Here is a 22,720-nt window from a genome sequence, read left to right as displayed (position 1 = left end):
TTCTGGCTGTGTCATGCCGTCGCGGGGAGGGGAAGGCAGAGCGCATGCACCCGGCGAACAAACCGAAGAGGATCACTTCCTGGCATGTGATCGGCGCCCAGCTGAGTCACTTCCGGAAGGCCGCCCGCATCACCCAGCCCGCGCTGGCCGAGCGGGTGGGGCTGCACGAGGACACGATCGGATCGATCGAGCAGGGCCGGAGACCACTGAAGATCGACCTTGCTGAGACCTTTGATGAACTCCTTGACACCAAGGGGGCGTTGGCGGTCGCGGTGGCGAAGGTCCCTGAGCGGGAGAAGCTGCCCGCGTTCGTCCAGGACCTGGTGGAGCACGAGGAGGAGGCGCTGACGCTGCTGTCGTACCAGAACCAGGTGGTGCCTGGGCTGTTACAGACGGAGCCTTATGCGCACGCGGTCTTCGACTGCCTCTATCCGCCGCTCGATGAAGATCAGGCGGACGAGTGGCTCTCCGCGCGGATCGACCGACAGAAGCTGCTGGAACGCAAGAAGCCTCGGCCGATGCTCAACTTCATTCTGGAGGAGGTGGTACTCCACCGGCCGTTAGGAGGAACGGACACCTGGCGTGAACAACTCCGCCATCTGCGTCGGTGCGCCGAACTGCCCTTCCTGGGGCTCCAGATCATGCCGACCGCTCGAACCACACACGCCTCACTGGATGGACCGCTCGTCCTCTTGGAGACACCCGAACACGAACACCTCGCATACATCGAGGCGCAACGGATCAGCTTCCTCATCGATGATCCGGACAAGGTCAGTGTGTACCAACAGGTGTATGGGATGCTGCGGTCGCAGGCCCTCACCCCTGAGGAGACCAGAGGCCTGCTGGACGACTTGCTAGGAGAGTCATGACCAGCACAGCAGCCCAGCCCTTCTCCAACGGCGTCACCTGGTTCAAGTCCAGTTACAGCGGCAGCGCGGGCGGCGACTGCATAGAGGTTGCTTACACCTGGCACAAGTCCACCTACAGCGGCAGTGAGGGCGGCGACTGCATCGAAGTCGCCACCTGCCCTTCCGCCATCCACGTCCGCGACTCCAAGAACCCCGACGGCCCGGCGCTCACGCTGAGCAGCGCCGCCTGGGCCGCCTTCATCGCGGACGTCTCCGTCTGACCGGCGCCGGGGCGACGATGAAGCACCGACGGCTCGGTACGCACGGGCCCACCGTCTCCGCGCTCGGCCTCGGCTGCATGGGGATGTCGACCTCGTACGGCGTCCCGGACGACGCGGAATCCGTACGGACCCTCGACCGCGCGGCCGAGCTCGGCATGACGCTGCTGGACACCGCGGACGCCTACGGGCGCGGCACCAACGAGGAGTTCCTCGGCCGCTGGCTGCGCAGCCGTACGGCTGCGCAGCGGGACGGACTGGTCATCGCCACCAAGTTCGGGCTCCGGCACGACGCCGCCACCGGGCGGGTGAACGAGGTCGACACCTCCGCCGCCTGGGTGCGGGAGGCATGCGACGCCTCCCTGCGCCGCCTCGGCACGGACCGCATCGACCTCTACTACATGCACCGCCGCGATCCGGCCGTCCCCATCGAGGAGACGGTCGGCGCGATGGCCGAGCTCGTCGCCGTCGGCGCCGTACGACACCTCGGCCTCAGCGAGGTGAGCCCGAGGACGCTGCGCCGGGCGCACGCCGTCCACCCCATCAGCGCCGTACAGCTGGAGTACTCCCTCTTCACGCGGGATGTCGTGGAGGGCGAGATGCTGGCGACCTGCCGGGAGCTCGGCATCGGCGTCGTGGCGTACTCCCCGCTCGGGCGCGGCATGCTGACGGGTGCGCTGGCCTCCCGTGACGACCTCACCTCCGAGGACGCCCGGCGCCGTTGGCCGCGGTTCTCCGACGAGAACATCGACCGCAATCTGCGCCTCGTCCAGGCCGTTCGCCGCACCGCCGACTCCCTCGGCTGCGCCCCGGCACAGGCCGTCCTCGCCTGGCTGCTCGCCCAGGGCGAGGACATCGTGCCGATCCCCGGCACCAAGCGCCGTGCCTACCTGGAGGAGAACGTGGCGGCGGCCGGCCTCGCGCTCGGTCCGGAGGACGCGGCCCGGCTGCGGGCGGCCGTGCCCGACGGCGCCGTGGCCGGGGAACGCTATCCGCTGGCCGCCCTGGAGCGGCTGGGTCACTGAGCCCGGTCGGGCGAGGCTCAGGTCCCGTACACGCGCGCCACGTTGTTCCGGGGCGCCGGCCGGATCTTCGCCGCGGGCGCCTCGGCGAAGGCATGGAGCAGATTCTCGGTGGTGCGTGTGACGAACGCTCGGGTCCGGCCGTCCATGCCGTGGTCGCGGCCGTCCTCGCGCGTGCCGGCCACGAGGGCCTCGACCCACCGCATCGTTCCGGACGACCACCCCAGGAGGCCCGAATGCGGGTACCGCGGGCCCCGGGGCCGCGGACCGGAGGCGGTCGCGGCTCGCCCCACCCCATCGTCTACAGTCTTGTAGACGAATGCCGGGCAGTGACCACCGAGCGCGCGTGGTCGCTGCCCGGCGCCCGACATGCAGAAGGTTGCCGACACGGCGCACCGCGCCGGGAGGGCGGACAGGACGATGGCACAGCCGAGCAGCGAGGCGCCGGCACGGCCCGTGGGCGGGAGGCGATACGGCACCCCCGTGACCGGCCGCGGACACGGACCGGGCTGGAGCAAGGTACCGCAGGTCACGGCCCTGTTCTGGGGAGTGAAGGTACTCACCACGGGTATGGGCGAGACGGCCTCGGACTACCTCGGCCGGACGCTCGGGCCGATACCGGCCGGCACCCTCGGGCTGGCCGGGCTGGTGGCCCTGCTGGTCCTCCAGTTCCGCACCACCCGCTACCGGCCCTGGGTCTACTGGTCCGCCATCGTCATGGTCAGCGTCTTCGGCACGATGGCCGCCGATGTCGTCCACGTCGTGGCCGGCATCCCCTACACGGTCTCGGTCATCGCCTTCTCCCTCGGGCTCGCCGCGCTCCTGACTGCCTGGTACGTGTCCGAGGGCACGCTGTCCATCCACAGCATCCGCACCCGCCGCCGCGAGACCTTCTACTGGGCGACCGTGCTCGCCACCTTCGCCCTCGGCACCGCCGTCGGCGACCTCACCGCGGGCACCCTGCGCTGGGGCTACCTCCCCTCCGGCATCCTGTTCACCGCCCTCATCGCGGTGCCCGCACTCTCCGGACGCTTCCTCGGCCTCAACGCCGTCGCCGCCTTCTGGTGGGCGTACGTCCTGACCCGCCCGCTCGGGGCCTCCTTCGCCGACTGGATGGGCGTCTCCACCTCCCGCGGCGGCCTCGGTTGGGGCACGGGGCCGGTCACGCTGACACTGATCGTGCCCATCGTCCTGCTCGTGGGCTACCTGGCGATCAGTCACAAGGACACCCCACCCGAGCAGCAGGCCACGGGTACTGCCGCCTGACCGGCGGAGCGGCGGGCGGCGGGCCACACCGCCCCCCGCCGCCCCCATCGGCCGCCGGCCGTCAGGTTCCGAGCAACACCGGCGCCAGTTCCCGCAGTTGATCGAGCCCCAGGCCCCGGTCCGCCGCCAACGGCTGGAGGGCCACATGGTCCGCCCCGGCGTCGTGGTGTTCCTGTACGCGACGCCGTACGGCGTCGGCGTCGCCCCATGCCACGATGGCGTCCACCAGCCGGTCGCTGCCGCCGCCCGCGAAGTCCTCGTCGCCGAAGCCGAGTCGGCGCAGGTTGCCGATGTAGTTCGGCAGCTGCAGGTAGAAGCGGGTGTGGTGTTCACGGGCCAGGGAGCGGGCCGTGGCGGGGTCGGACTCCAGGAGTACGGCCTGCTCGGGGGCGAGCAGCGGACCGGCGCCGAGGATCTCGCGGGCGCGGGCGGTGTGCTCGGGGGTGACGAAGTAGGGGTGAGCGCCGGCCGTACGGTCCCGCGCCAGCTCCAGCATCTTGGGGCCGAGCGCCGCCAGCACCCGGGCGGGCGGCGGGTCGGCCACCGGCCCGTCGTACGGCGTCGCGTCCATCGCGTCGAGGTACTCGCGCATCGCGGCGAGCGGCTTGGTGTAGGTGTGGCCGCGCTGGTTGACCAGCGGGGCATGGCTCGCGCCCAGGCCCAGCAGGAACCGGCTGTCGTACGCCTCGGCCAGGGTGTGCGCCGCGGCCGTCATGGCGGACGCGTCCCGTACCCAGATGTTGGCGATGCCGGTGGCGACGGTGATCCGCTCGGTGGCGGCCAGCAGCAGCCCGGCCTGGCTGACCGCTTCGGTGGCCTGCGCCTCCCCGAACCACAGGGCGCCGTACCCCCATTCCTCGATCTCGGCCGCCGCCTGACGCATGACGGCGGCCGGCACCATGCCGAGCCCGCCGTGCCAGACACCGACCCGGCCGATCCGCGAAGCGAGAGCCTGCTGCTGCACCGTTCCTCCACTGGCTGAGGGTGGCCCCGTCCGTGCGGAGGAGCCTCTTGTCGATCACAGCATGGCGGTGGGCCATGGCATTCCTCGGCGGGCCGATCGGGTGGGGGAACGGCGAAGCGGCCGCCCTTCCGGAGAAGGACGGCCGCTCACCGTCGTGCACCAGGAAAAGCGCGTCAGCCCTCGACGCCCAGCTTCTCCAGGATCAGTTCGCGCACGCGGGCCGCGTCGGCCTGGCCGCGGGTGGCCTTCATGACCGCGCCGACCAGGGCGCCGGCCGCGGCCACCTTGCCACCGCGGATCTTGTCGGCGATGGCGGCATTGGCGGCGATCGCCTCGTCGACGGCGGTGCCCAGGGCGCCCTCGTCGGAGACGACCTTCAGACCGCGCTTCTCGACGACCGTGTCGGGGTCACCCTCGCCGGCCAGCACGCCCTCGATGGTCTGGCGGGCCAGCTTGTCGTTGAGGGAGCCGTCGGCGACCAGCGCGGTGACCCGGGCGACCTGCTCGGGGGTGATCGGCAGGTCGGCCAGGTCCACGCCGTCCTCGTTGGCGCGGCGGGCCAGCTCGCCCATCCACCACTTACGGGCCGAGACGGAGTCCGCACCGGCGTCGACGGTGGCGGTGATCAGATCGACCGCGCCCGCGTTGAGGATCGACTGCATGTCGTGCTCGGAGATGCCCCACTCCTCGCGCAGCCGGTTGCGGCGGAGCCGCGGCAGCTCGGGGAGCGTGGCCCGCAGTTCCTCGACCCACTCGCGGGAGGGGGCCACCGGCACCAGGTCCGGCTCGGGGAAGTAGCGGTAGTCCTCGGCGTTGTCCTTGATGCGGCCGGCCGTGGTGGAGCCGTCCTCCTCGTGGAAGTGCCGGGTCTCCTGGACGATCGTGCCGCCCGAGGACAGCACCGCGGCGTGGCGCTGGATCTCGAAGCGCGCCGCGCGCTCCACGGAGCGCAGGGAGTTGACGTTCTTGGTCTCCGAGCGGGTACCCAGCTTCTCGGTGCCCTGGGGGCGCAGCGACAGGTTCACGTCGCAGCGCATCTGGCCCTGTTCCATCCGGGCCTCGGAGACGCCCAGCGCCTTGATGAGCTCACGCAGCTCGGCGACGTACGCCTTGGCGACCTCGGGGGCCCGCTCGCCCGCGCCCTCGATGGGCTTGGTGACGATCTCGATGAGCGGGATGCCGGCGCGGTTGTAGTCGAGGAGGGAGTGCCGGGCGCCGTGGATACGGCCGGTGGCGCCACCGATGTGGGTGGACTTGCCGGTGTCCTCCTCCATGTGGGCGCGCTCGATGTGGACCCGGAAGATCTCCCCGTCCTCCAGCTGTACGTCGAGGTAGCCGTCGAAGGCGATCGGCTCGTCGTACTGGGAGGTCTGGAAGTTCTTGGGCATGTCCGGATAGAAGTAGTTCTTCCGGGCGAAGCGGCACCACTCGGCGATGGAGCAGTTCAGCGCCAGGCCGATCTTGATCGCGGACTCGACGCCGATCGCGTTGACGACGGGCAGCGAGCCGGGCAGGCCCAGGCAGGTGGGGCAGGTCTGCGCGTTGGCGTCGGCCCCCAGGGTGGTGGAACACCCGCAGAACATCTTGGTCTTGGTGCCGAGCTCGACATGGACCTCCAGGCCCATGACGGGGTCGTACGTCGCGAGGGCGTCCTCGTACGACACCAGGTCAGTGACAGTCACGGTGAAACTTTCCCTCTCAGCCCAGCAGGACGTCGTCGTCGCCCAGGCGCTTCAGTTCGCGGTAGAGGATCGCCAGGCCGGTGACGATCGCCGCGGCCGAAACGGCGGCGTCGATCAGGCGGAGCGTGTCGTTCTCCTGACGGGCCAGCTTGGCCTGCTTCGCGACGCTGAGGGCGCCGAACGCGGTGCTGCCGATCGACAGATACAGGCCGCCCTTGGACTTCTTGAAGTTCTTGGCCTTCTTGGTCATGGCGCTCACAGTGCAGGTGCCTCCTCAAGCAGCGGGTGACCCCACTTGGCGGTGAACGCGGTCTCGACCGCGGCACCGACCTTGTAGAGCCGGTCGTCGGCCATGGCAGGAGCGATGATCTGCAGGCCCACCGGCATCCCGTCCTCGGGCGCCAGGCCGCAGGGCAGCGACATCGCCGCGTTGCCTGCCAGGTTGGTGGGGATCGTGCACAGGTCGGCGAGGTACATCGCCATCGGGTCGTCGGCGCGCTCGCCGATCGGGAAGGCGGTGGTCGGCGTGGTCGGCGAAACGATCACATCGACCTGTTCGAAGGCCTTCTCGAAGTCGCGGGTGATCAGCGTCCGCACCTTCTGGGCGGAGCCGTAGTACGCGTCGTAGTAGCCGGAGCTGAGCGCGTACGTGCCGAGGATGATGCGGCGCTTGACCTCGTCGCCGAAGCCGGCCTCACGGGTCAGCGCGGTGACGTCCTCGGCGGACTTCGTGCCGTCGTCGCCGACCCGCAGGCCGTAGCGCATGGCGTCGAAGCGGGCCAGGTTGGAGGAGCACTCCGAGGGCGCGATCAGGTAGTACGCGGACAGCGCCAGGTCGAAGGACGGGCAGTCCAGCTCGACGATCTCCGCGCCCAGCTCCTTCAGCAGCGCGACGGACTCGTCGAAGCGCTGGATGACACCGGCCTGGTAGCCCTCGCCGCGGAACTGCTTGACGACGCCGACGCGCATGCCCTCGACGCTGCCGTTGCGGGCCGCCTCGACGACCGGCGGTACGGGGGCGTCGATGGAGGTGGAGTCCAGCGGGTCGTGGCCGGCGATGGCCTCGTGCAGCAGGGCCGCGTCCAGGACCGTACGGGCGCAGGGGCCGCCCTGGTCCAGGGAGCTGGAGAAGGCCACCATGCCGTAGCGGGAGACGCCGCCGTAGGTGGGCTTGACGCCGACCGTGCCGGTGACGGACGCGGGCTGGCGGATGGAGCCGCCGGTGTCCGTGCCGATGGCGAGCGGGGCCTCGTAGGAGGCGAGCGCGGCGCTGGAGCCGCCGCCGGAGCCGCCGGGGATCTTGGTCAGGTCCCAGGGGTTGCCGGTCGGGCCGTAGGCGCTGTTCTCGGTGGAGGACCCCATGGCGAACTCGTCCATGTTGGTCTTGCCGAGGATGACGACGTCGGCGGCCTTGAGCTTCTTGGTGACCGTGGCGTCGTACGGCGGGATCCAGCCTTCGAGGATCTTCGAGCCGACGGTGGTGGGAATGCCCTCCGTCGTGAAGATGTCCTTGAGCGCGAGCGGGACGCCGGCCAGCGGGCCGAGCTTCTCGCCGCGGGCACGCTTCTCGTCCACGGCGCGGGCCTGGGCGAGCGCGCCCTCGCGGTCGACGTGCAGGAAGGCGTGCACCTTCTCGTCGACGGCCTCGATGCGCGCCAGGTGGGCCTCGGTCACCTCGACGGCGGTGAGCTCGCCGGAGGCGACCTTCGCCGCGATCTCGGCGGCGGTGAGCTTGATCAGGTCTGCCATGGCCCTAGCTTCTTCGTTCGCTTCTCCGCCCGCGCGGCGCAGAGGTGCGGCTTTCGCGGTCGGGTGCGGCCCGGCGGCCGCGGGTGCGTCGCTCACGGTCACTCCTCCCCCAGGATCTGCGGCACCTTGAAACGCTGCTGCTCCTGGGCCGGGGCGCCGGAGAGCGCCTGCTCGGGGGTCAGCGACGGACGGACCTCGTCCGGCCGCATGACGTTGGTCAGGGGCAGCGGGTGGGAGGTCGGCGGTACGTCTTGGTCGGCGACCTCGGAGACGCGGGCGACCGCGCCGATGATGTCGTCGAGCTGTCCGGCGAAGTGGTCGAGCTCTTCGGCCTTCAGCTCCAGACGTGCCAGCCGGGCGAGGTGGGCGACCTCCTCGCGCGTGATGCCAGGCATGCAGCGATCCTCTGGTGTTCTGGGCGGAGTGTTCCGGGCGGAGAGTCCAGGCGGAGTCTTCTCGGCGAATGCTCCGGTGAACTTTTCCGGCCCAATCCTATGGCGTACGGAAGAGCTGCCGCGAAACCGTTTCGCCGGGGGCGGCCGTGATCGTCGGGCGCGGAGCATTTCCAAGATCCACCGGAGGTGTCGCCGCCCTACGGATCCTCCGGCCCGGACGGCTCATCTGCCTCCTCTGCCTCCTCTGCCTCCTCTGCCTCCTGGGACGGGACGGGCTCGCCGGACGTGTCGGGGGCGGCGCTGTCGTCGGACGGGTCGGAGGCGGTGCCGGCGCCGGACGGGTCACCCTCGCCGGACACGTCGGAAGCGTCGCTCTCGCCCGACACGTCGGAGGCGTCGCTGTCGCCGGACACGTCGGAGGCGTCGCTGTCGCCGGACACGTCGGAGGCGTCGCTGTCGCCGGACACGTCGGAGGCGTCGCTGTCGCCGGTCGCGTCGCTGTTGTCGGTCGGCCCGTGATCACCGGACCGGTTCACTGCCGAGGGCGTCTGCGCGAGTTCTTCGGAGCGGGGACACGGGACGGCCGGAGGCCGGGTCAGTTCAAGACCTGTCCCGAAGGGCGCTCGGCGGCCTTCTCCGCCGCCAGGGCGGCCGTCTCCGATTCGCGCTGCCAGCCGCGCTCGCCGCGGGCTCTCAGCCATGCCGTGGTTTCGTCCGGTGGCATCGCGGCGGCCACCAGCCAGCCCTGTACGGCGTCACAGCCGAGGTCGCGCAGCCGCTCCCAGGTCTCGTCGTCCTCGACGCCCTCGGCGACGACCAGCAGGCCGAGGGAGTGGGCGAGGTCGAGGGTGCAGCGGACGATCTCGGCATCCTCGTTGTCGACGGCCAGCCGGGCCACGAAGGAGCGGTCGATCTTCAGCTCGCTCACCGGGAGCCGCCGCAGATGGACGAGGGAGGAGTAGCCGGTGCCGAAGTCGTCGAGCGACATCTTCACCCCGTGCGCGGTGAGCCCGGCGAGGGTGTCGGCGGCCCGCTGCGGATCCTCCAGGAGGACGTGCTCGGTTATCTCCAGTTGGAGGGCGCCCGGTGGGACGCGATGCCGGGCGAGCCGCGCGGCGACCGCTCCGGCGAAGCCCGGGGAGTGCACATCGCGCGGGGAGACATTGACGGCGACCGGCACCTCCAGTCCCATCGCGCGCCAGCGCGCCACCTGGGCGAGCGCCGTTTCGAGGACGTACTCCGTCAGCCGTGGCATCAGCCCGGAGGATTCGGCGATGGCGATGAATTCGTCCGGTGGCACCCGGCCGCGGTCCGGATGCACCCAGCGGACCAGCGCCTCCAGCCCGGCGACATGGCCGTCGAAGCCGACCTTGGGCTGGTAGTGCAGCTCGACGTCGCCGGCGTCCAGGGCGCGGCGCAGATCGCCCAACAGGCCGAGGCGATCAGGGGTGTTGCCGTCGCGCTTGGCCTCGTAGAGCTCGACGCCGCTGCGGTCCCGCTTGGCCTGGTACATGGCCACATCGGCGCGCCGCAGCAGCCCTTCGGCGTCGAGGGCGTGGTCGGGGAAGACGGCGACCCCCGCGCTGGCTTCGAGCACGAGGGTCAGACCGTCGAGGTCCAGCGGGGAGCCGAGGGCGGCGACGAGGGTGCGGGCCACCCGCTGGGAGCTGGTGAGGGAGTCGGTGGTGGGCAGCAGGACGGCGAACTCGTCGCCGCCGAGCCGGGCCGCCTCGGCGCCGCGCGGGAGGGCGTGCCGCAGGCGGTCGGCGATCTGCAGCAGCAGGCGGTCGCCGGCGAGGTGGCCGAGGGTGTCGTTGACGGAGCGGAAGCGGTCCAGGTCGATGAGGACCAGCGCCGCCCGGGAGCCGACGCGCTCGGCATCGTCCAGCGCGGTCCAGGTGCGCTCCAGCAGCCACTGGCGGTTGGGCAGGCCGGTGAGCGGGTCGCGCAGCTGCTCCTCGGCGCGGGCGCGGGCTATCCACAGGGTGGAGTCCAGCGCGATCAGCGGGACCGCGAATAGCGGCAGCAGCAGGGGGGCGTGGAGGGCGCAGACGGCGATCAGCGGGGAGATGCCGAGCAGTGCGGTGCCGACGAGTGCCTGGCGCAGTACGGCCGTTCGGGGGATGGCGGGCAACTGGCCGGTGCGCGGGGCGAGGCTGATCCATAGGAGGCCGCGGCTGACGAAGAGGTAGCCGGCGGCGGTCACGACGACTTCGGGGAGGACGGCGAGGTTCCAGGCCGGCGGGGCCCAGGGGTGGCGGACGCTGGAGACCACACCGAACGCGGCGAGGCCGAGCGCCGCGGCGCCGATGCCGAGAATGTCCACGGCACCGTGCACCACGGCCTGTCGCCAGCGGTGCCGCCGGGCGGCGCCGACGAGAACGACGACGGAGAGGCTGACGAGGGTGGCGGGCACCCAGCCGTACAACAGCAGGACGGCCAGGGCCAGGGCGGCGCCGGAGCCCGTGCCGCCCCACCAGCGGTCCCGGCCGAGGGCGACCAGATGGCCGACGATGATGCCGGTGAGGACCGCCAGCGACCAGCCTATGGACCCGCCGGGGAACAGTGCGTCACCTTCGCCGAGGGTCACGATGACGCCCGTGGCGAGCGCGAGGCCCGCCACGAGGACGATGGTTCCGGGCAGCGCGGGCACGACGAGCCGCCGGAGCCGCGACGCCGGAGCGGCGCTGTCGGTCGGTTTCATTCCGATCCCTCTCACAGCCGGCTGTGCCCGCGCCACGGCAGGCGCACTCCTCAACAGTAGGCCGAGGAAGGCCGCTACGGGCAGCGATCGGCGACGGTTGCCCGAATGCGACCCGGCGTCGCGGATCAATCTGGTATGCGCCGATGGGGTGACACCTCACTCCTCCTCAGGCGGAGTGACAGCTACCGCTCGCGCTGCGTCAGGACCCTGCTCCAGCAGCACCGCGAAGCCATCATCGTCCAGCACGGGGACCTTCAACTGCATGGCCTTGTCGTACTTCGAACCCGGGTTGTCACCCACCACTACGAATCCGGTCTTCTTCGAAACGGAACCGGTCACCTTCGCTCCGAGGTTCTGGAGGGCCTCTTTCGCGCCATCTCTGGTGTGTGACTGAAGTGTGCCCGTTACGACGACGGTGACGCCTTCGAGGGGACGCGGGCCCTCATCACCCGTTTGCTCCTCCTCCATTCGGACGCCGGCGGCCCGCCAGCTCTCGATGATCTGCTGGTGCCAGTCCACGGCGAACCACTGCTTCAACGAGGCGGCGATCGTGGCTCCCACGCCGTCGACGGCGGCCAGCTCCGTCTCGTCCGCGTCCCGGATGCGGTCGATCGAGCGGAACTCCCGCGCCAGTGCCTCGGCCGCCACCGGACCCACATGCCGGATCGACAGACCCGTGATGATCCGGGCCAGCGGGCGCTCCTTGGCCGCCTGGATGTTCTCCAGCATGGCCAGGGCGTTCTTCTTCGGCTCGCCCTTCTGGTTGGCGAAGAAGGTGACGACCTTCTCCTCGCCGGTCTTCGGGTCGCGCTTGGGCAGACCGGAGTCGGGGTCGAGGACATACGACTTGATGGGCAGCAGCTGCTCGATGGAGAGGCCGAAAAGGTCGCCCTCGTCCTTCAGCGGCGGCTCCGCGGGCTCCAGCGGCTGGCTGAGCGCCGTCGCGGCGACATAGCCGAAGTTCTCGATGTCCAGGCATTTGCGGCCGGCCAGGTAGAACAGCCGCTCACGGATCTGGGCGGGGCAGGCGCGGGCGTTGGGGCACCGCAGGTCGATATCGCCTTCCTTGGCGGGCTGCAGCGCCGTCCCACACTCGGGGCACTCGGCCGGCATCACGAACTCCCGCTCGCTGCCGTCCCGCAGATCGACGACCGGGCCCAGGATCTCCGGAATGACATCGCCGGCCTTGCGGATCACGACGGTGTCCCCGATGAACACGCCCTTGGCCTTGACCACGTCCTGGTTGTGCAGGGTGGCGAACTCCACCTCGGACCCGGCCACCGTCACCGGCTCGACCACGGCATACGGCGTGACCCGCCCCGTACGGCCGACGCCGACACGGATGTCGACGAGCTTGGTGTTGACCTCTTCCGGCGGGTACTTCCAGGCGATCGCCCAGCGTGGCGCCCGCGAGGTCGAGCCCAGCCGTCCCTGGAGCCGGATCTCGTCCAGCTTGACCACCACGCCGTCGATCTCGTGCTCGACGGCCGTACGGCGGGTGTCGGCGTCGCCGTAATGGGCGATGAACGCGCGCACCGCCTCCAGGGAGTCGACGACCTGGTTGTGCGTGGCCGTCGGCAGGCCCCACTCCTTGAGCAGGTCGTAGCCCTCCGACTGGCGGTCGATCTCCAGGCCTTCGCGGGCGCCGATGCCATGGACGACCATGTGCAGCGGGCGGCCGGCCGTGATCTTGGGGTCCTTCTGGCGCAGTGAACCGGCCGCGGCGTTACGGGGGTTGGCGAACGGCGGCTTGCCCTCGGCCACCAGCCGCTCGTTGAGCTCCAGGAACTTCTCCATCGGGAAGTAGACCTCCCCGCGCACCTCGACCAGATCCGGGATCCGGTCGCCCTTGAGGCGGTGCGGGATCTCGGCGATCGTACGGACGTTGGGCGTGATGTCCTCGCCCGTACGGCCGTCGCCGCGGGTGGCGGCGCGGGTCAGCCGGCCCTGCTCGTAGGTGAGGTTGACGGCGAGGCCGTCGACCTTCAGCTCGCACAGGAAGTGATACCCCGCGCTCTTGGGGTCGCCGCCCAGCTCACCGGCGATCCGCTCGGCCCAGGCCGCCAACTCCTCGTTGTCGAAGGCGTTGTCGAGCGAGAGCATCCGTTCGCGGTGCTCGACCTCGGTGAACTCCGTGGCATACGCCCCGGCGACCTTCTGGGTCGGGGAATCGGGGGTGCGCAGCTCGGGGTGCTCGTCCTCCAGGGCCTCCAGGGAGCGCAGCAGCCTGTCGAACTCCGCGTCGCTGACGACCGGGGCATCCTTCACGTAATACCGGAAGCGATGCTCCTCGATCTGCTCAGCGAGCTGCGCGTGCTTCTCCCGCGCCGCTGCGGGCACCTCGGATTCCGCTGCGTGCTGTTCGCCAGCCACCGTTTTGTCCTCCCGTGGTCCTTGAGTGTGGTCACTCAGGGTTGTCTGCGAGTGATCTCGCGGCCCGGACGCAGTGGGCGAGGGCCGAGCGGGCATAAGCGGGCGAAGCGCCCGCGAGTCCGCACGAGGGAGTGAGGACCACGGACTCGCTGAGAGTCCCTGGTGTCAGCCCCAGCCTGCGCCACAGCGTCCTGACACCCATGACGCTACCGGCAGGGTCTGACAATCGGCTGTCCACGCCCGGCACCACGCCTGCGAACAGCGTCGTACCGCTCTCGACGGCCTCCCCGATCGCTTCCTCCTCACGCTCGGTGAGCAGGGAGAAATCGAACGAGATGCCCGTGACACCGGCCCGCCGCAGCAGCCCGAACGGCACCTCGGGCGCGCACGAGTGGACGACCACGGGGCCGCCCTCCGCCACCGCGGCAAGATCGCGCAGCGCGCCCTCGACGACCGACCGGTCCACGGCCCGGTGGGTGCGGTAGCCGCTGGCGCTCTTCACCCGCCCCTGGAGCACCGCCGTCAGCGACGGCTCGTCGAGCTGCAGCACGACCCGGGCGCCCGGCATCCGCCGCCGTACGTCCGCGAGATGGCCGCGCAGCCCCTCCGCCAGGGACGCCGCGAGATCCCGGCAGGCGCCGGGATCACTGAGGGCCGCCTCCCCGTTCCGCAGCTCCAGAGCGGTGGCCAGCGTCCACGGTCCGACCGCGGAGACCTTCAGCGGCCCCTCATAGCCCTGGGCGAACTCCTCCAGGGCGTCGAGATCCTCCCCGAGCCAGGAGTGGGCGCGCCGGGTGTCGCGCCCCGGCCGGTCGCTGATCCGCCAGCCGCTGGGCTCCACATGGCCGTAGACCTCGACGAGCATCCCGAGGGTCCGCCCGATCATGTCGGCGCCCGGCCCCCGGGCCGGGAGCTCCGGCAGATACGGGAAGGTCTCCAGCGATCCGGTGACGGTCTTCGCCGCCTCGCGCGCATCACCGCCCGGCATCGAGCCGATCCCGGTCGCCGCGCCCGCGGCCCACTTCTGCCTGCTGTTCTCGCTCACCCAGGCAGGGTATGCGGCGGTGCGACGGGCGGGGTGCGCCAGGTCTGCGGAGCGGCCGGACATACCCGTGCGGGGGCGCAGGCGCCTCAGGTATACGGGCAAACCGGTCCGTCACGCGGTGGCCCGCCCCGCTCGGATGCGTACGGCGGTCACGCTCCGGTACGTAGACCCGGCACACCAGGCGGGGTAGGCCCGTCACGCCGGGCCGTGTACACCCCTCACCCCCGGGTGCGTATGCCCAGCCGGCCGACCACCGCCGCGACGGCCAGCGCGCCCGCCGTCAGCACGAAGGCGTAGGTGGCGCCCCGGTAGCCGCCGCCCGCCCCCGTCAGCACCGCGCCCATGCCCGCGATGCCGACCAGGGAGCCGATCTGGCGGTTGGCGTTGAGGGTCGCACTGCCGATATCGGCGTGCTCGCCGCCCGCGGCCGCCATCAGCACACCGGTCATGGCCGGGGCGCTGACCCCGCTGCCGAGATGGGTGACCGCGAACACCACCGCGAGCACCCAGTACGGCAGACCGGGCGAGAGGATCAGGAACAGCAGGCCATAGCCCGCGGCGGAGAGCGCCAGCGAGCCGGTGAGCGCGGTCCGGTTGCCGATCCGCGGCCCGATCCGGGCATAGAGGATATTGCCGAACGGGAGGACCAGCACGGCCGGCAGCATCTGCAGCCCCGCCGTCACCGGGCTCGCGCCGCGCGCGGTCTGCAGGAAGAGCCCGAGGACGAACAGCACTCCGTAGAAGGCGAAGTTGAAGAGGAAGCCGACCACATTGGCCGCGGTGAAGCTGTGGTCCGCGAAGAGCGCTACCGGCAGGACCGGGGTGCGGGCGGCCCGCTCGCGGACGAGGAATCCGGCCGCCGCGAGCGCCGCGACCGCGCACGCCGCCAGGACCGGCGGTGCGGACCAGCCCTTGTCGGGCCCTTCGATGAGCGCGTAGCTCAGCGACCCGAGGGCGAGCAGGCCCAGGACATGGCCGCTGCCGCCGAGCGCCGTGCCGCGGGCCGGGACGGCCGCGATGACCCGCCGGGTGAGCAGCAACCCCGCCACACCGATGGGGAGGTTGACCAGGAAAATGCTGCGCCAGCCAAGGGTGCCGACCAGGAGGCCGCCGAGGGTCGGCGCCAGCCCGACCGAGGTGGAGACGATCGCCGACCAGATGCCGAGGGTCTTCGCCCGGCGGGCCGGCTCCGGGAAGGCGTGCATCAGCAGCGACAGCGAGCTGGGCATGAAGAGCGCCGCGCCCGCTCCCTGGGTGAAGCGGGCGGCCACCAGGACGGCGCCGTTCGGTGCGACGGCGCCCAGCAGGGAGGCGCCGGTGAACACGGCGAGCCCGATGAGGTAGATCCGGCGGGCGCCGAACCGCTTCGCCAGCGAGCCGGCGAGCAGCAGCAGCGCGGCGAAGGCGAGGACATAGCCGTCGACGACCCAGGTGAGGCCGGACATGCTCAGTCCGAGCCGGGCCCGCAGGTCGTTGGCGGCGACATTCATGATGCCGGTGTCGAGGCTCGCCATCACGAACCCGAGGGCCAGGACGAGGAGTTGGACGCCGCTGCGGGCGTGTAACCGGGGAGCCGGAATGCCGTCACCGGCCTTCGCCGGGCTCGCCGTCCCGCCCGGCGCCGTTTTCTCAGTGATCATGCATTTAGTTAAAGCTGTACCTATCTGGCGACGCAATGATTACAGCTATAGCTTTACCGAACGCATACGAAGCCACATACGAACGAGGCCCCGGGAAGTCCCGGGGCCTCGGTGCGGCAGTACCGGCCTCGGGGAACATCGGTACAGCGGTTGGCGCTGAGATCGATCATGGTCGGCCAGGGGGTTGAGGAACATCGGAACGAAAACCGGCGCTAAGCCTCGATCGACCCTGGTGGACGGCTGACGGATCGTCGGCGGCCGGACCTGCCTGAAGTCTTCCCGTCGACGGGCGCGGCAGGTTCCGGCCGCGCACCGATCGCGATGGCCGGCCGCCGTCGCGGGTGCGGATCGAGGCCGCCCGCGCCAGTCCACCATTTACATAAACTATGAATATAAAAATGCTATGCTTCGAGCATGAGTCGCCAAGACACCGCTCCTGGCGCGTCCGCCGCCATCGGGGCAGCCCTCTACGGCCTGGCCACCAGGGCTGCGAGACGCCTGCCCCGGGACATGAGCCTGACGTCCGCCGCCACCCTGGCCACCCTGGACCGGACCGGCCCGCGGCGCATCACCGATCTGGCCGCGGTCGAGGGCGTCACCCAGCCCGCGATGACCGCCCTGGTCCGGGTGATGGAGGAGTCCGGCCTGGTCGAGCGGCGGGGCGACGCGTCCGACAAGCGGGTCACGCTGGTGTGCCTGACCGAGGCCGGCGCCTCCTATGTCCGGACGCGGCGCCAGGCGGGCGTCCACGCGTTCGAGCGGTTGATCGGCGAGCTCACCGGCGACGAGGTCGAGGCGCTGGCGGCGGCCCTTCCGGCGCTGAAGCATCTGGCAGAGCTCGAAAGCCAGGACCGCGAAGGGCCGAAGCAGTGACCGGGCAGCCGGTCGGCAGGGTCGCGGTGAAGGCGTTCCCGGTGGCGCGTTCCGAGGTGCGGCTGCTGGTCCCCGCCCTGATGTTCATCGCTCTGGTCGTGGCGGCGGTCGCCAGCCTCGGGACGCCGCTCATCACCAGCGTGGCGACCTCGTTCCACGTCTCGCTCGGCAGCGCGCAGTGGACGCTGACCGTCGCGCTGCTCAGCGGCGCCGTCGCCACGCCGGTCCTGGGCCGGCTCGGAGCCGGCCCGCACCGGCGGGCCACGATCCTCGCCACGCTGGCGGTCGTCGTCGCCGGCAGCGCGCTCACCGTGCTGCCGCTGCCGTTCGCGTGGCTGCTGGCCGGCAGGGCGGCCCAGGGCGTCGGGCTCGGGCTGACGGCGCTGATGATGGGCGTGGCCCGGGACCACCTCCCCGAGGAGCGCAGCGCGGCCGTGATCGCCCTGATCTCGGTGGTCTCGATCATCGGGGCCGGCGTCGGCTACCCGCTGGCCGCACTGCTCGCCGAGCTCGGCGGGGTACGGGCCGCCTACGGCCTCGGCCTGGCCGTCACCGCCGCCGCCCTCCTGACCGCGTGGCGCTCCATGCCCGAAGCCCCCGAAGGCCGCTCCGCCCACGTGGACGTGGCAGGCGCGGTCGTCCTGGCCGCTGCGCTGCTCCTGGTGCTGTTCCTCGCCGGCGAACGGAATCTGTGGAGCCGGCACCTCGCCGTGGCGGCGGGCCTCGCCGTCGTCGCGGTGGTGCTGCTCTGCGTCTGGGCCGTCATCGAGCTGCGCAGCACGACGCCCCTGGTCGATGTGCGGGCGGTGCGGCACCCGGCGGTCGCCGGGGCGAACCTCGCCATGTTCGTCGGCGGGATCGGCATGTACCTCCTGCTCACGCTCATCACCCGGTACGCGCAGACGCCGCACGGCGCCGGCTACGGCTTCGGGCTGACGACCTTCGTCGCCGGGCTGGTCCTCATCCCGTTCTCGGTGCTGGGGTTCGTCGCCGGCAAGCTCACGCCGCGGGTCCGGACGCGGATCGCCGACCCCCTGCTCCTGGCCGGCAGCGCCGTCGTGGTCGGCGGCGGGTTCGCCCTGTTCGCGGCGGCCCGGTCGGACCTGGCCGAACTGTTCGCGGCGATGGGCGTGCTCGGCTTCGGCGTCGGCGGCTTCTCGGCCGCGATGCCCGGCGTCATCCTGGCCGTCACCCCCAAGAGCGAGACGTCGAGCGCCATGAGCTTCAACTACGTCGTCCGCAGCGTCGGGTACTCCCTGGGCAGCGCCATCGGCGGCCTGATCCTCGCCGCGGGCACCGGCCCCGGCCACCTCTTCCCCGACGACAGCGCCTACACCACCGCGGCGCTGGTCGGCATCGGCGCCATGGCGATCACGACGCTGACAAGCCTCGCTCTCGCCCGCCGACGCTCGTCCGAGACCAACCCGTAAGTCAGATGCACTCATCCCAACACTGGAGGTTCCATGCCCAAGGGCTACTGGGTCAGCGCCTACCGCACCATTTCAGACCCCGAGAAGCTGGCTGCTTACAACAAGCTGGCCGGTCCGGCCGTCGAGGCCGGGGGCGGTCGGATCCTCGCCCGTGGCAGTCGGGTCGTGGCGCATGACGCCGGAATCGCCGAGCGCACCGTCCTGATCGAGTTCGACAGCTTCGAGCAGGCCGTCGCGGCGCACGAGAGTGCGGCCTACCAGGAGGCGCTGGTCGCCCTCTCCGACGGCGTCGAGCGCGACTTCCGCATCGTCGAAGGCATCGACTGACCGAGGTCCAGTCGGATCTTCGCTGAAGGACTCTGCCGGGAATCTTGAGGGCGGGCAGTTAACGATCGTGACGTTGCGTCAGGCTCGTAGGAACATGATGCCCATGTTCCCGGGGAGCCCGATATGTCCCTCCAGCCCCGGCCCGGAGCGGAGATCCCGCCGCTGACCGCGCGGGTCGCCCGCGCCGGCAACCCCCACCGCACTACCGCGATGTGGATCCGCGACCGCCTCGACGGCCTTTGGAACGACGAGGACTTCACCGCCTGGTACCCGCGCGATGGCCGCCCCGGGCTCTCCCCCGCCCAGCTCGCCACGGTCTGCGTGCTGCAGTACGTGCGGAACCTGTCGGACCGCCAGGCCGCCGAGGCGGTGCGCTGCCGCATCGACTTCAAGTACGCCCACGGCCTGCAGCTGGAAGACCCCGGCTTCCACCACAGCGCCCTGTCCGACTTCCGCGACCGGCTCGCCGAGGGCGACCGCGCCGACCGGCTGCTGGGCCTCGCGCTCACCCGGATCCGGCGGGCCGGCTTGCTCAAGGGCCGCGGCACCCAGCGCACCGACTCCACCCACATCCTGTCCGCCGCACGGGAGCTGACCCGCCTGGAGCTGGTGACCGAGGCGGTCCGCGCCGTCTTGGAGGCCATGGCCCACCACGCGCCGGAGGTGCTGCTACAACTTCAGCCCGCGGTTCCGCGACCTGGACGACCAGCGGTTCTGGCGGGCCACGATGCCCGGCGTCGAGACCGGCACGTACGGCGCGGTGGAGGACCTGGCGCGCAACCGCGTGAACTGAACAAGGTGGTCACGCACTGGCCGGACATGCTGAAGGTTGCCGGGTCCCTGGTCACCAACCAGGTCCGTGCCTACGACCTGTTGCGCATGTTCGGACGCGAGGGGCGCCCGACTCCGCTGGGTGCGGCGTTCGCGGAGTACGGGCGGATCGCGAAAATCGAGCACCTGCTGCGGGTGGTCGACCCGGTGGACGACACCTACCGGCGGCAGATGAACCGGCAGCTCACCGTGCAGGAGTCCCGCCACAAGCTGGCCCGGGATGTGTGCCACCGCAAGCGCGCGCGGCACCATCCACCAGGCGTACCGGGACGGGATGGAGGACCAGCTCGGTGCACTCGGCCTGGTCCTCAACGCCATCGTGCTCTGGACGACGAAGTACATCGACGCCGCCGTCGCCCAGCTTCGCGCCGAAGGCCACGAGATCCGAGACGAGGACATCGCCCGGCTCTCCCCGCTCAAGCACCGCAACCTGAACCTGCTCGGCCGCTACAGCTTCGCCGCCTCCACCCCGGCCGCCGGCGCCCGCTGCGCGACCCCGATGCCCCAGAGCTGGACGAAGACGACGACGGCGGGCAGGAGTGAGTATCAGGAGCCGATCGGATCAATCCGTGACGGGCAGGCACTCGGCGAGCAGGGCGACGATGTCACGCCAGGCTCGCTGTGCGTGCCGTGGGTGGTAGCCGACGCCGGGACGCACGGTGTGGTCGACCGGTGGGTGGTGGAAGGCGTGAAGGGCTCCTCCGTAGACCACGAGGCGCCAGTCGACGCCCGCGGCCTGCATCTCTGCGGTGAACGCGTCCCGTTGGGCGGGCGGCATGATCGGGTCTTCCGACCCGACCCCGGCCCATACCGGGCAGCGAATGCGTGCCGCCTCGCCCGGTCGGCCCGTGGTGAGTGCGTTGACTGTCCCAATCGCGCGCAGGTCGACACCATCGCGACCGAGTTCCAGTGCGACCGCGCCCCCGGTGCCGTAGCCGACGGCAGCGGTCCGGTCGGGGTCGGCCCGTGGTTCGGCACGCAACACGTCGAGCGCGGCGTGACCGATTCCTCGCATGCGGTCGGGGCCGGCGAGCAGCGGCATGCAACGGGCCAACATTTCCTCTGGGTCTTCCAAATAGCGTCCGCCGTGGAGGTCGAAGGCCAGCGCCACGTACCCCAGCTCGGCCAGAGCCTCGGCCCGTCGGCGCTCGACATCGCTGAGCCCCGTCCCCTCGGGTCCGATCAGGACTGCGGGCCGACGCTCGGCACCGGCCGGGAGCGCGAGGTATCCGATCATCGTCAGGTTGTCGGCCGGGTATTCGACCGTACGGGTTGTGACCGTCGTCATGCGACTGGACGGTAATGACCGTTGCGCCCGCTCGGGGTGGTGTTCACCGATGGCAGACAGCAGTCTGTCCCGACTACATCACCCGGACGCGTCGGCTGCCTGTCGTCAAACGATCGAATGACGACAGGCGCGGTGGCCGTCCAATGAACCCGGACTTTCCGGGGCCCGACGGCGGCGCCGATCCCATCAGACCCGATGGCGGCTGATGACAGGGTTTGCTGACAGCTAGGGTCGAATGCGACCGCCACAACGGGGAGCGACATGGCCAACCTGGTCTACAAGCGAGTGTCGACCGACCAGCAGTCGACCGACCGTCAGTACCTTGTCCGAACCTCACCGCCCGCCACCCGCGCACCGGAGAGCTGCTGTCCACCGTGAAGTTCATGGTGCAGACCCTCGCCGCCGCCGGCGAACTCCAGCGCGACCTCCGGCGCGAGCTGACCTACGACGGACTGCGCGCCGCCGAGGCCAAGGGCAGCAAGGGCGGCCGACGCCCCGCCGTGGCGGCGACGAAGACCAACGACGTCCGCACCGCCTATCTGGAGGGGCGGTCGATTGCCGCCCTCGCCCGCGACCACGGCGTCGCTGCCAGCCGCTCGACAGCGCCCAGGGCTCCCCGGCGGTCCCGGCCCAGCGCAAGGCCCGTCGCGAGTACGAGAACCGGGTCAGCGCGCTCGCCCCGATCGGACCATGATCAATCTCAGCGACAACCGATGTTCCCCAAGGCCGAGTACGGCGACGGGGTCAGTCGCCCCGCCCCAGCGCCTTCAGCAGGTCATCGCGCAACGCGGCCCGCTCCTCGTGCGAGAGGTGATCGAGCGGCGAGGCGGTCCCCATCCGCCGCAGCAGATCGAGCCGCAACTCCCGCCCCGCATCGGTGAGTACGAGCTGCTTGGCCCGCCCGTCCAAGGGGTGCGGCCGGCGCACGACCATGCCCTGCTTCTCCAGCTTGGAGATGACGTAGGTGACATTCGGCGGCTCACAGCACAGCACTCCGGCCAGCTCCCGCGCGGTCTTCGGCTCGCCGAGTTCCTCCAGCGCCTTGGCCTGCGTCGGCGTCAGGCCGAGCTCGCCGATCCGGCTGCGCTGGTGGGCGTCCAGCCGGCGGCTCAACTCCGTCACGAGCCCCCGGATCTCCCGGAACCCGCACCCCGCCGCCGCGGTCGACTTCGCTTCAGTGGTCACTCATGCAGCGTACGTCGCCGCGGCGGAAAGGCCTCCGGGGCGGCCGCCCGGATTCCGGAGCGGGTGGTGCAGCCCACGCACGCTCTCACCGACCGGGCCGCACCGATACGTCGTTGATCTCGGCATCCCGCGGCAGATCGATGGCCGTGATGATGGCCGTCGCGACCGACTCCGGGTCGATCCAGCGGGACGGGTCGTACTCCTTGCCCTCCTGGCGGTGGGTGCTCTCCTGCATCGGCGTGGCCGTACGCCCCGGGTAGACCGAGGTCACCCGGACGCCGTTCTCGTGCTCCTCCGCCCGCAGCGAGTCGGCCAGCGCCTTCAAGCCGTGCTTGCTCGCCGCGTACGCGCCCCACTGGGCGTTCGCGTTCAGCCCGGCGCCGGAGTTGATGAAGACGACGTGCCCCTGGGCGACCCGCACCAGCGGCAGCAGCAGCCGGGTGACCTCGGCGGGCGCGACCAGGTTGGCGGCGAGCTGCCGCTGCCAGGCCTTGGCCGGCAGATCGCCGACCGCGCCCAGCTCGATGACGCCCGCGCTGTGCATCAGGGAGTCGATACGGTCCGGCAGCGGCTGCTGCCCGAAGGCCCACGACAGCTTCTCGGGGTTGGCGAGATCACCCACGAGCGTGCGGGCACCGGGGAACTGCGCGGCCAGCTCCTTGGCCCGGACCGCGTTGCGCGCCAGCAGCCACAGCTCCTCCCCGCGCTCCGCGAGCCGCCGTGCGACCGCCGCTCCGATGCCCGACCCTGCGCCCGTGATCAAGTGCGTACCCATGGGGCCGATCCTAACGAGCGGGCGAGGGGACGCGGGGCCCGGCGG

21 protein-coding genes and 2 pseudogenes are annotated in these 22,720 nt (G+C 71.1%); 9 read left to right on the top strand and 14 right to left on the bottom strand.

The window, feature by feature from the left end; all coding sequences use genetic code 11:
* Nucleotides 1-44 precede the first annotated feature (44 nt).
* The 3 genes from ACWGI6_RS30895 to ACWGI6_RS30885 are packed head-to-tail and all read left to right on the top strand — an operon-like array spanning nt 45 to nt 2,151.
* On the top strand, nt 45-869 hold the full coding sequence (locus ACWGI6_RS30895; RefSeq protein ID WP_453270557.1) for a helix-turn-helix domain-containing protein: 825 nt from the start codon (nt 45-47) through the stop codon (nt 867-869).
* Nucleotides 866-1,129: a DUF397 domain-containing protein gene (locus tag ACWGI6_RS30890; RefSeq protein ID WP_453270556.1), complete on the top strand. Its 264-nt coding sequence runs from the start codon at nt 866-868 to the stop codon at nt 1,127-1,129. Before ACWGI6_RS30895 ends, ACWGI6_RS30890 begins: the two co-directional genes overlap by 4 nt.
* A gap of 17 nt (nt 1,130-1,146) precedes the next feature.
* Nucleotides 1,147-2,151 carry an aldo/keto reductase gene (locus tag ACWGI6_RS30885; RefSeq protein ID WP_453270555.1) on the top strand — a complete coding sequence of 335 codons (1,005 nt, stop codon included), beginning with the start codon at nt 1,147-1,149 and terminating at the stop codon, nt 2,149-2,151.
* 17 nt (nt 2,152-2,168) lie between these two features.
* Here ACWGI6_RS30885 and ACWGI6_RS30880 read toward each other — a convergent pair whose 3' ends face one another.
* Nucleotides 2,169-2,333: a hypothetical protein gene (locus ACWGI6_RS30880; protein WP_453270554.1), complete on the bottom strand. Its 165-nt coding sequence runs from the start codon at nt 2,331-2,333 to the stop codon at nt 2,169-2,171.
* A gap of 235 nt (nt 2,334-2,568) precedes the next feature.
* Between ACWGI6_RS30880 and ACWGI6_RS30875 the strand changes: the two genes are divergently transcribed.
* A complete protein-coding gene (locus ACWGI6_RS30875; RefSeq protein WP_453270553.1) occupies nt 2,569-3,414 on the top strand; it encodes a COG4705 family protein in 846 nt (281 codons plus the stop codon).
* A gap of 61 nt (nt 3,415-3,475) precedes the next feature.
* Here ACWGI6_RS30875 and ACWGI6_RS30870 read toward each other — a convergent pair whose 3' ends face one another.
* The 10 genes from ACWGI6_RS30870 to ACWGI6_RS30825 all read right to left on the bottom strand — a co-directional run bounded on the left by ACWGI6_RS30870 (nt 3,476) and on the right by ACWGI6_RS30825 (nt 15,966).
* Nucleotides 3,476-4,378, bottom strand: coding sequence for an LLM class F420-dependent oxidoreductase (locus ACWGI6_RS30870; RefSeq protein WP_453270552.1), 903 nt, complete (start codon nt 4,376-4,378; stop codon nt 3,476-3,478).
* A 173-nt stretch (nt 4,379-4,551) separates the two neighbouring features.
* Nucleotides 4,552-6,060, bottom strand: coding sequence for an Asp-tRNA(Asn)/Glu-tRNA(Gln) amidotransferase subunit GatB (gene gatB, locus ACWGI6_RS30865; protein ID WP_453270551.1), 1,509 nt, complete (start codon nt 6,058-6,060; stop codon nt 4,552-4,554).
* 16 nt (nt 6,061-6,076) lie between these two features.
* Nucleotides 6,077-6,310 carry a hypothetical protein gene (locus tag ACWGI6_RS30860; RefSeq protein WP_030087700.1) on the bottom strand — a complete coding sequence of 78 codons (234 nt, stop codon included), beginning with the start codon at nt 6,308-6,310 and terminating at the stop codon, nt 6,077-6,079.
* A 5-nt stretch (nt 6,311-6,315) separates the two neighbouring features.
* Nucleotides 6,316-7,809 carry an Asp-tRNA(Asn)/Glu-tRNA(Gln) amidotransferase subunit GatA gene (gene gatA / locus ACWGI6_RS30855; protein ID WP_453270550.1) on the bottom strand — a complete coding sequence of 498 codons (1,494 nt, stop codon included), beginning with the start codon at nt 7,807-7,809 and terminating at the stop codon, nt 6,316-6,318.
* Between the two features lie 98 nt (nt 7,810-7,907).
* On the bottom strand, nt 7,908-8,204 hold the full coding sequence (gene gatC / locus ACWGI6_RS30850) for an Asp-tRNA(Asn)/Glu-tRNA(Gln) amidotransferase subunit GatC (protein ID WP_006602950.1): 297 nt from the start codon (nt 8,202-8,204) through the stop codon (nt 7,908-7,910).
* A gap of 197 nt (nt 8,205-8,401) precedes the next feature.
* Complete coding sequence (locus tag ACWGI6_RS30845) at nt 8,402-8,740, bottom strand: hypothetical protein (protein ID WP_453270549.1); 339 nt, start codon at nt 8,738-8,740, stop codon at nt 8,402-8,404.
* 59 nt (nt 8,741-8,799) lie between these two features.
* Entirely contained in the window at nt 8,800-10,908 is a 2,109-nt protein-coding gene (locus ACWGI6_RS30840) for a putative bifunctional diguanylate cyclase/phosphodiesterase (RefSeq protein WP_453270548.1), read from the bottom strand.
* 156 nt (nt 10,909-11,064) lie between these two features.
* Nucleotides 11,065-13,281: an NAD-dependent DNA ligase LigA gene (ligA, locus tag ACWGI6_RS30835; protein ID WP_453270547.1), complete on the bottom strand. Its 2,217-nt coding sequence runs from the start codon at nt 13,279-13,281 to the stop codon at nt 11,065-11,067.
* Nucleotides 13,282-13,312: 31 nt separating this feature from the next.
* Entirely contained in the window at nt 13,313-14,269 is a 957-nt protein-coding gene (locus ACWGI6_RS30830) for a methionine synthase (RefSeq protein ID WP_453270581.1), read from the bottom strand.
* Between the two features lie 275 nt (nt 14,270-14,544).
* Nucleotides 14,545-15,966, bottom strand: a complete 1,422-nt coding sequence (locus ACWGI6_RS30825) for an MFS transporter (RefSeq protein ID WP_453270546.1) — start codon at nt 15,964-15,966, stop codon at nt 14,545-14,547.
* Between the two features lie 510 nt (nt 15,967-16,476).
* Between ACWGI6_RS30825 and ACWGI6_RS30820 the strand changes: the two genes are divergently transcribed.
* The 5 genes and pseudogenes from ACWGI6_RS30820 to ACWGI6_RS30800 form a co-directional block, all read left to right on the top strand.
* Complete coding sequence (locus ACWGI6_RS30820) at nt 16,477-16,839, top strand: MarR family winged helix-turn-helix transcriptional regulator (RefSeq protein ID WP_308407322.1); 363 nt, start codon at nt 16,477-16,479, stop codon at nt 16,837-16,839.
* Nucleotides 16,836-18,269, top strand: a complete 1,434-nt coding sequence (locus ACWGI6_RS30815; protein ID WP_453270545.1) for an MFS transporter — start codon at nt 16,836-16,838, stop codon at nt 18,267-18,269. Before ACWGI6_RS30820 ends, ACWGI6_RS30815 begins: the two co-directional genes overlap by 4 nt.
* A 33-nt stretch (nt 18,270-18,302) precedes the next feature.
* The gene (locus ACWGI6_RS30810; protein ID WP_059130497.1) at nt 18,303-18,596 is read left to right on the top strand and encodes a DUF1330 domain-containing protein; all 294 of its coding nucleotides are present in this window, start codon (nt 18,303-18,305) and stop codon (nt 18,594-18,596) included.
* A 123-nt stretch (nt 18,597-18,719) separates the two neighbouring features.
* Nucleotides 18,720-19,076, top strand: a pseudogene (locus ACWGI6_RS30805) (transposase); the annotation flags it as partial.
* A 190-nt stretch (nt 19,077-19,266) separates the two neighbouring features.
* A pseudogene (locus ACWGI6_RS30800) lies at nt 19,267-19,970 on the top strand (Tn3 family transposase); the annotation flags it as partial.
* Nucleotides 19,971-19,989: 19 nt separating this feature from the next.
* Here the strand turns inward: ACWGI6_RS30800 and ACWGI6_RS30795 are convergent.
* From ACWGI6_RS30795 to ACWGI6_RS30785, 3 genes are all read right to left on the bottom strand, one after another.
* Nucleotides 19,990-20,715: a dienelactone hydrolase family protein gene (locus tag ACWGI6_RS30795; RefSeq protein WP_453270544.1), complete on the bottom strand. Its 726-nt coding sequence runs from the start codon at nt 20,713-20,715 to the stop codon at nt 19,990-19,992.
* A gap of 744 nt (nt 20,716-21,459) precedes the next feature.
* Nucleotides 21,460-21,837 (bottom strand): MarR family winged helix-turn-helix transcriptional regulator, encoded by a 378-nt coding sequence (locus tag ACWGI6_RS30790; RefSeq protein WP_393907253.1) that lies wholly within the window; start codon nt 21,835-21,837, stop codon nt 21,460-21,462.
* A gap of 148 nt (nt 21,838-21,985) precedes the next feature.
* The gene (locus ACWGI6_RS30785) at nt 21,986-22,675 is read right to left on the bottom strand and encodes an SDR family oxidoreductase (RefSeq protein ID WP_453270543.1); all 690 of its coding nucleotides are present in this window, start codon (nt 22,673-22,675) and stop codon (nt 21,986-21,988) included.
* Nucleotides 22,676-22,720: the final 45 nt, after the last annotated feature.

This window comes from Streptomyces sp. NPDC054786, assembly GCF_053611685.1.
The sequence above is the reverse complement of the archived record's forward strand: the minus strand, read 5'-3'. Positions and strand labels throughout refer to the sequence as shown.

Bases quoted from the DNA above. Each gene is read 5' to 3' on its own strand.
- ACWGI6_RS30860 (WP_030087700.1), bottom strand. From the start codon at position 6,310: ATGACCAAGAAGGCCAAGAACTTCAAGAAGTCCAAGGGCGGCCTGTAT.
- ACWGI6_RS30830 (WP_453270581.1), bottom strand. From the start codon at position 14,269: ATGCCGGGCGGTGATGCGCGCGAGGCGGCGAAGACCGTCACCGGATCG.
- ACWGI6_RS30885 (WP_453270555.1), top strand. From the start codon at position 1,147: ATGAAGCACCGACGGCTCGGTACGCACGGGCCCACCGTCTCCGCGCTC.
- gatC (WP_006602950.1), bottom strand. From the start codon at position 8,204: ATGCCTGGCATCACGCGCGAGGAGGTCGCCCACCTCGCCCGGCTGGCA.
- ACWGI6_RS30825 (WP_453270546.1), bottom strand. From the start codon at position 15,966: ATGATCACTGAGAAAACGGCGCCGGGCGGGACGGCGAGCCCGGCGAAG.
- ACWGI6_RS30895 (WP_453270557.1), top strand. From the start codon at position 45: ATGCACCCGGCGAACAAACCGAAGAGGATCACTTCCTGGCATGTGATC.
- ACWGI6_RS30875 (WP_453270553.1), top strand. From the start codon at position 2,569: ATGGCACAGCCGAGCAGCGAGGCGCCGGCACGGCCCGTGGGCGGGAGG.
- ACWGI6_RS30810 (WP_059130497.1), top strand. From the start codon at position 18,303: ATGCCCAAGGGCTACTGGGTCAGCGCCTACCGCACCATTTCAGACCCC.
- gatA (WP_453270550.1), bottom strand. From the start codon at position 7,809: ATGGCAGACCTGATCAAGCTCACCGCCGCCGAGATCGCGGCGAAGGTC.
- ACWGI6_RS30785 (WP_453270543.1), bottom strand. From the start codon at position 22,675: ATGGGTACGCACTTGATCACGGGCGCAGGGTCGGGCATCGGAGCGGCG.
- ACWGI6_RS30890 (WP_453270556.1), top strand. From the start codon at position 866: ATGACCAGCACAGCAGCCCAGCCCTTCTCCAACGGCGTCACCTGGTTC.
- ACWGI6_RS30820 (WP_308407322.1), top strand. From the start codon at position 16,477: ATGAGCCTGACGTCCGCCGCCACCCTGGCCACCCTGGACCGGACCGGC.
- ACWGI6_RS30840 (WP_453270548.1), bottom strand. From the start codon at position 10,908: ATGAAACCGACCGACAGCGCCGCTCCGGCGTCGCGGCTCCGGCGGCTC.
- ACWGI6_RS30795 (WP_453270544.1), bottom strand. From the start codon at position 20,715: ATGACGACGGTCACAACCCGTACGGTCGAATACCCGGCCGACAACCTG.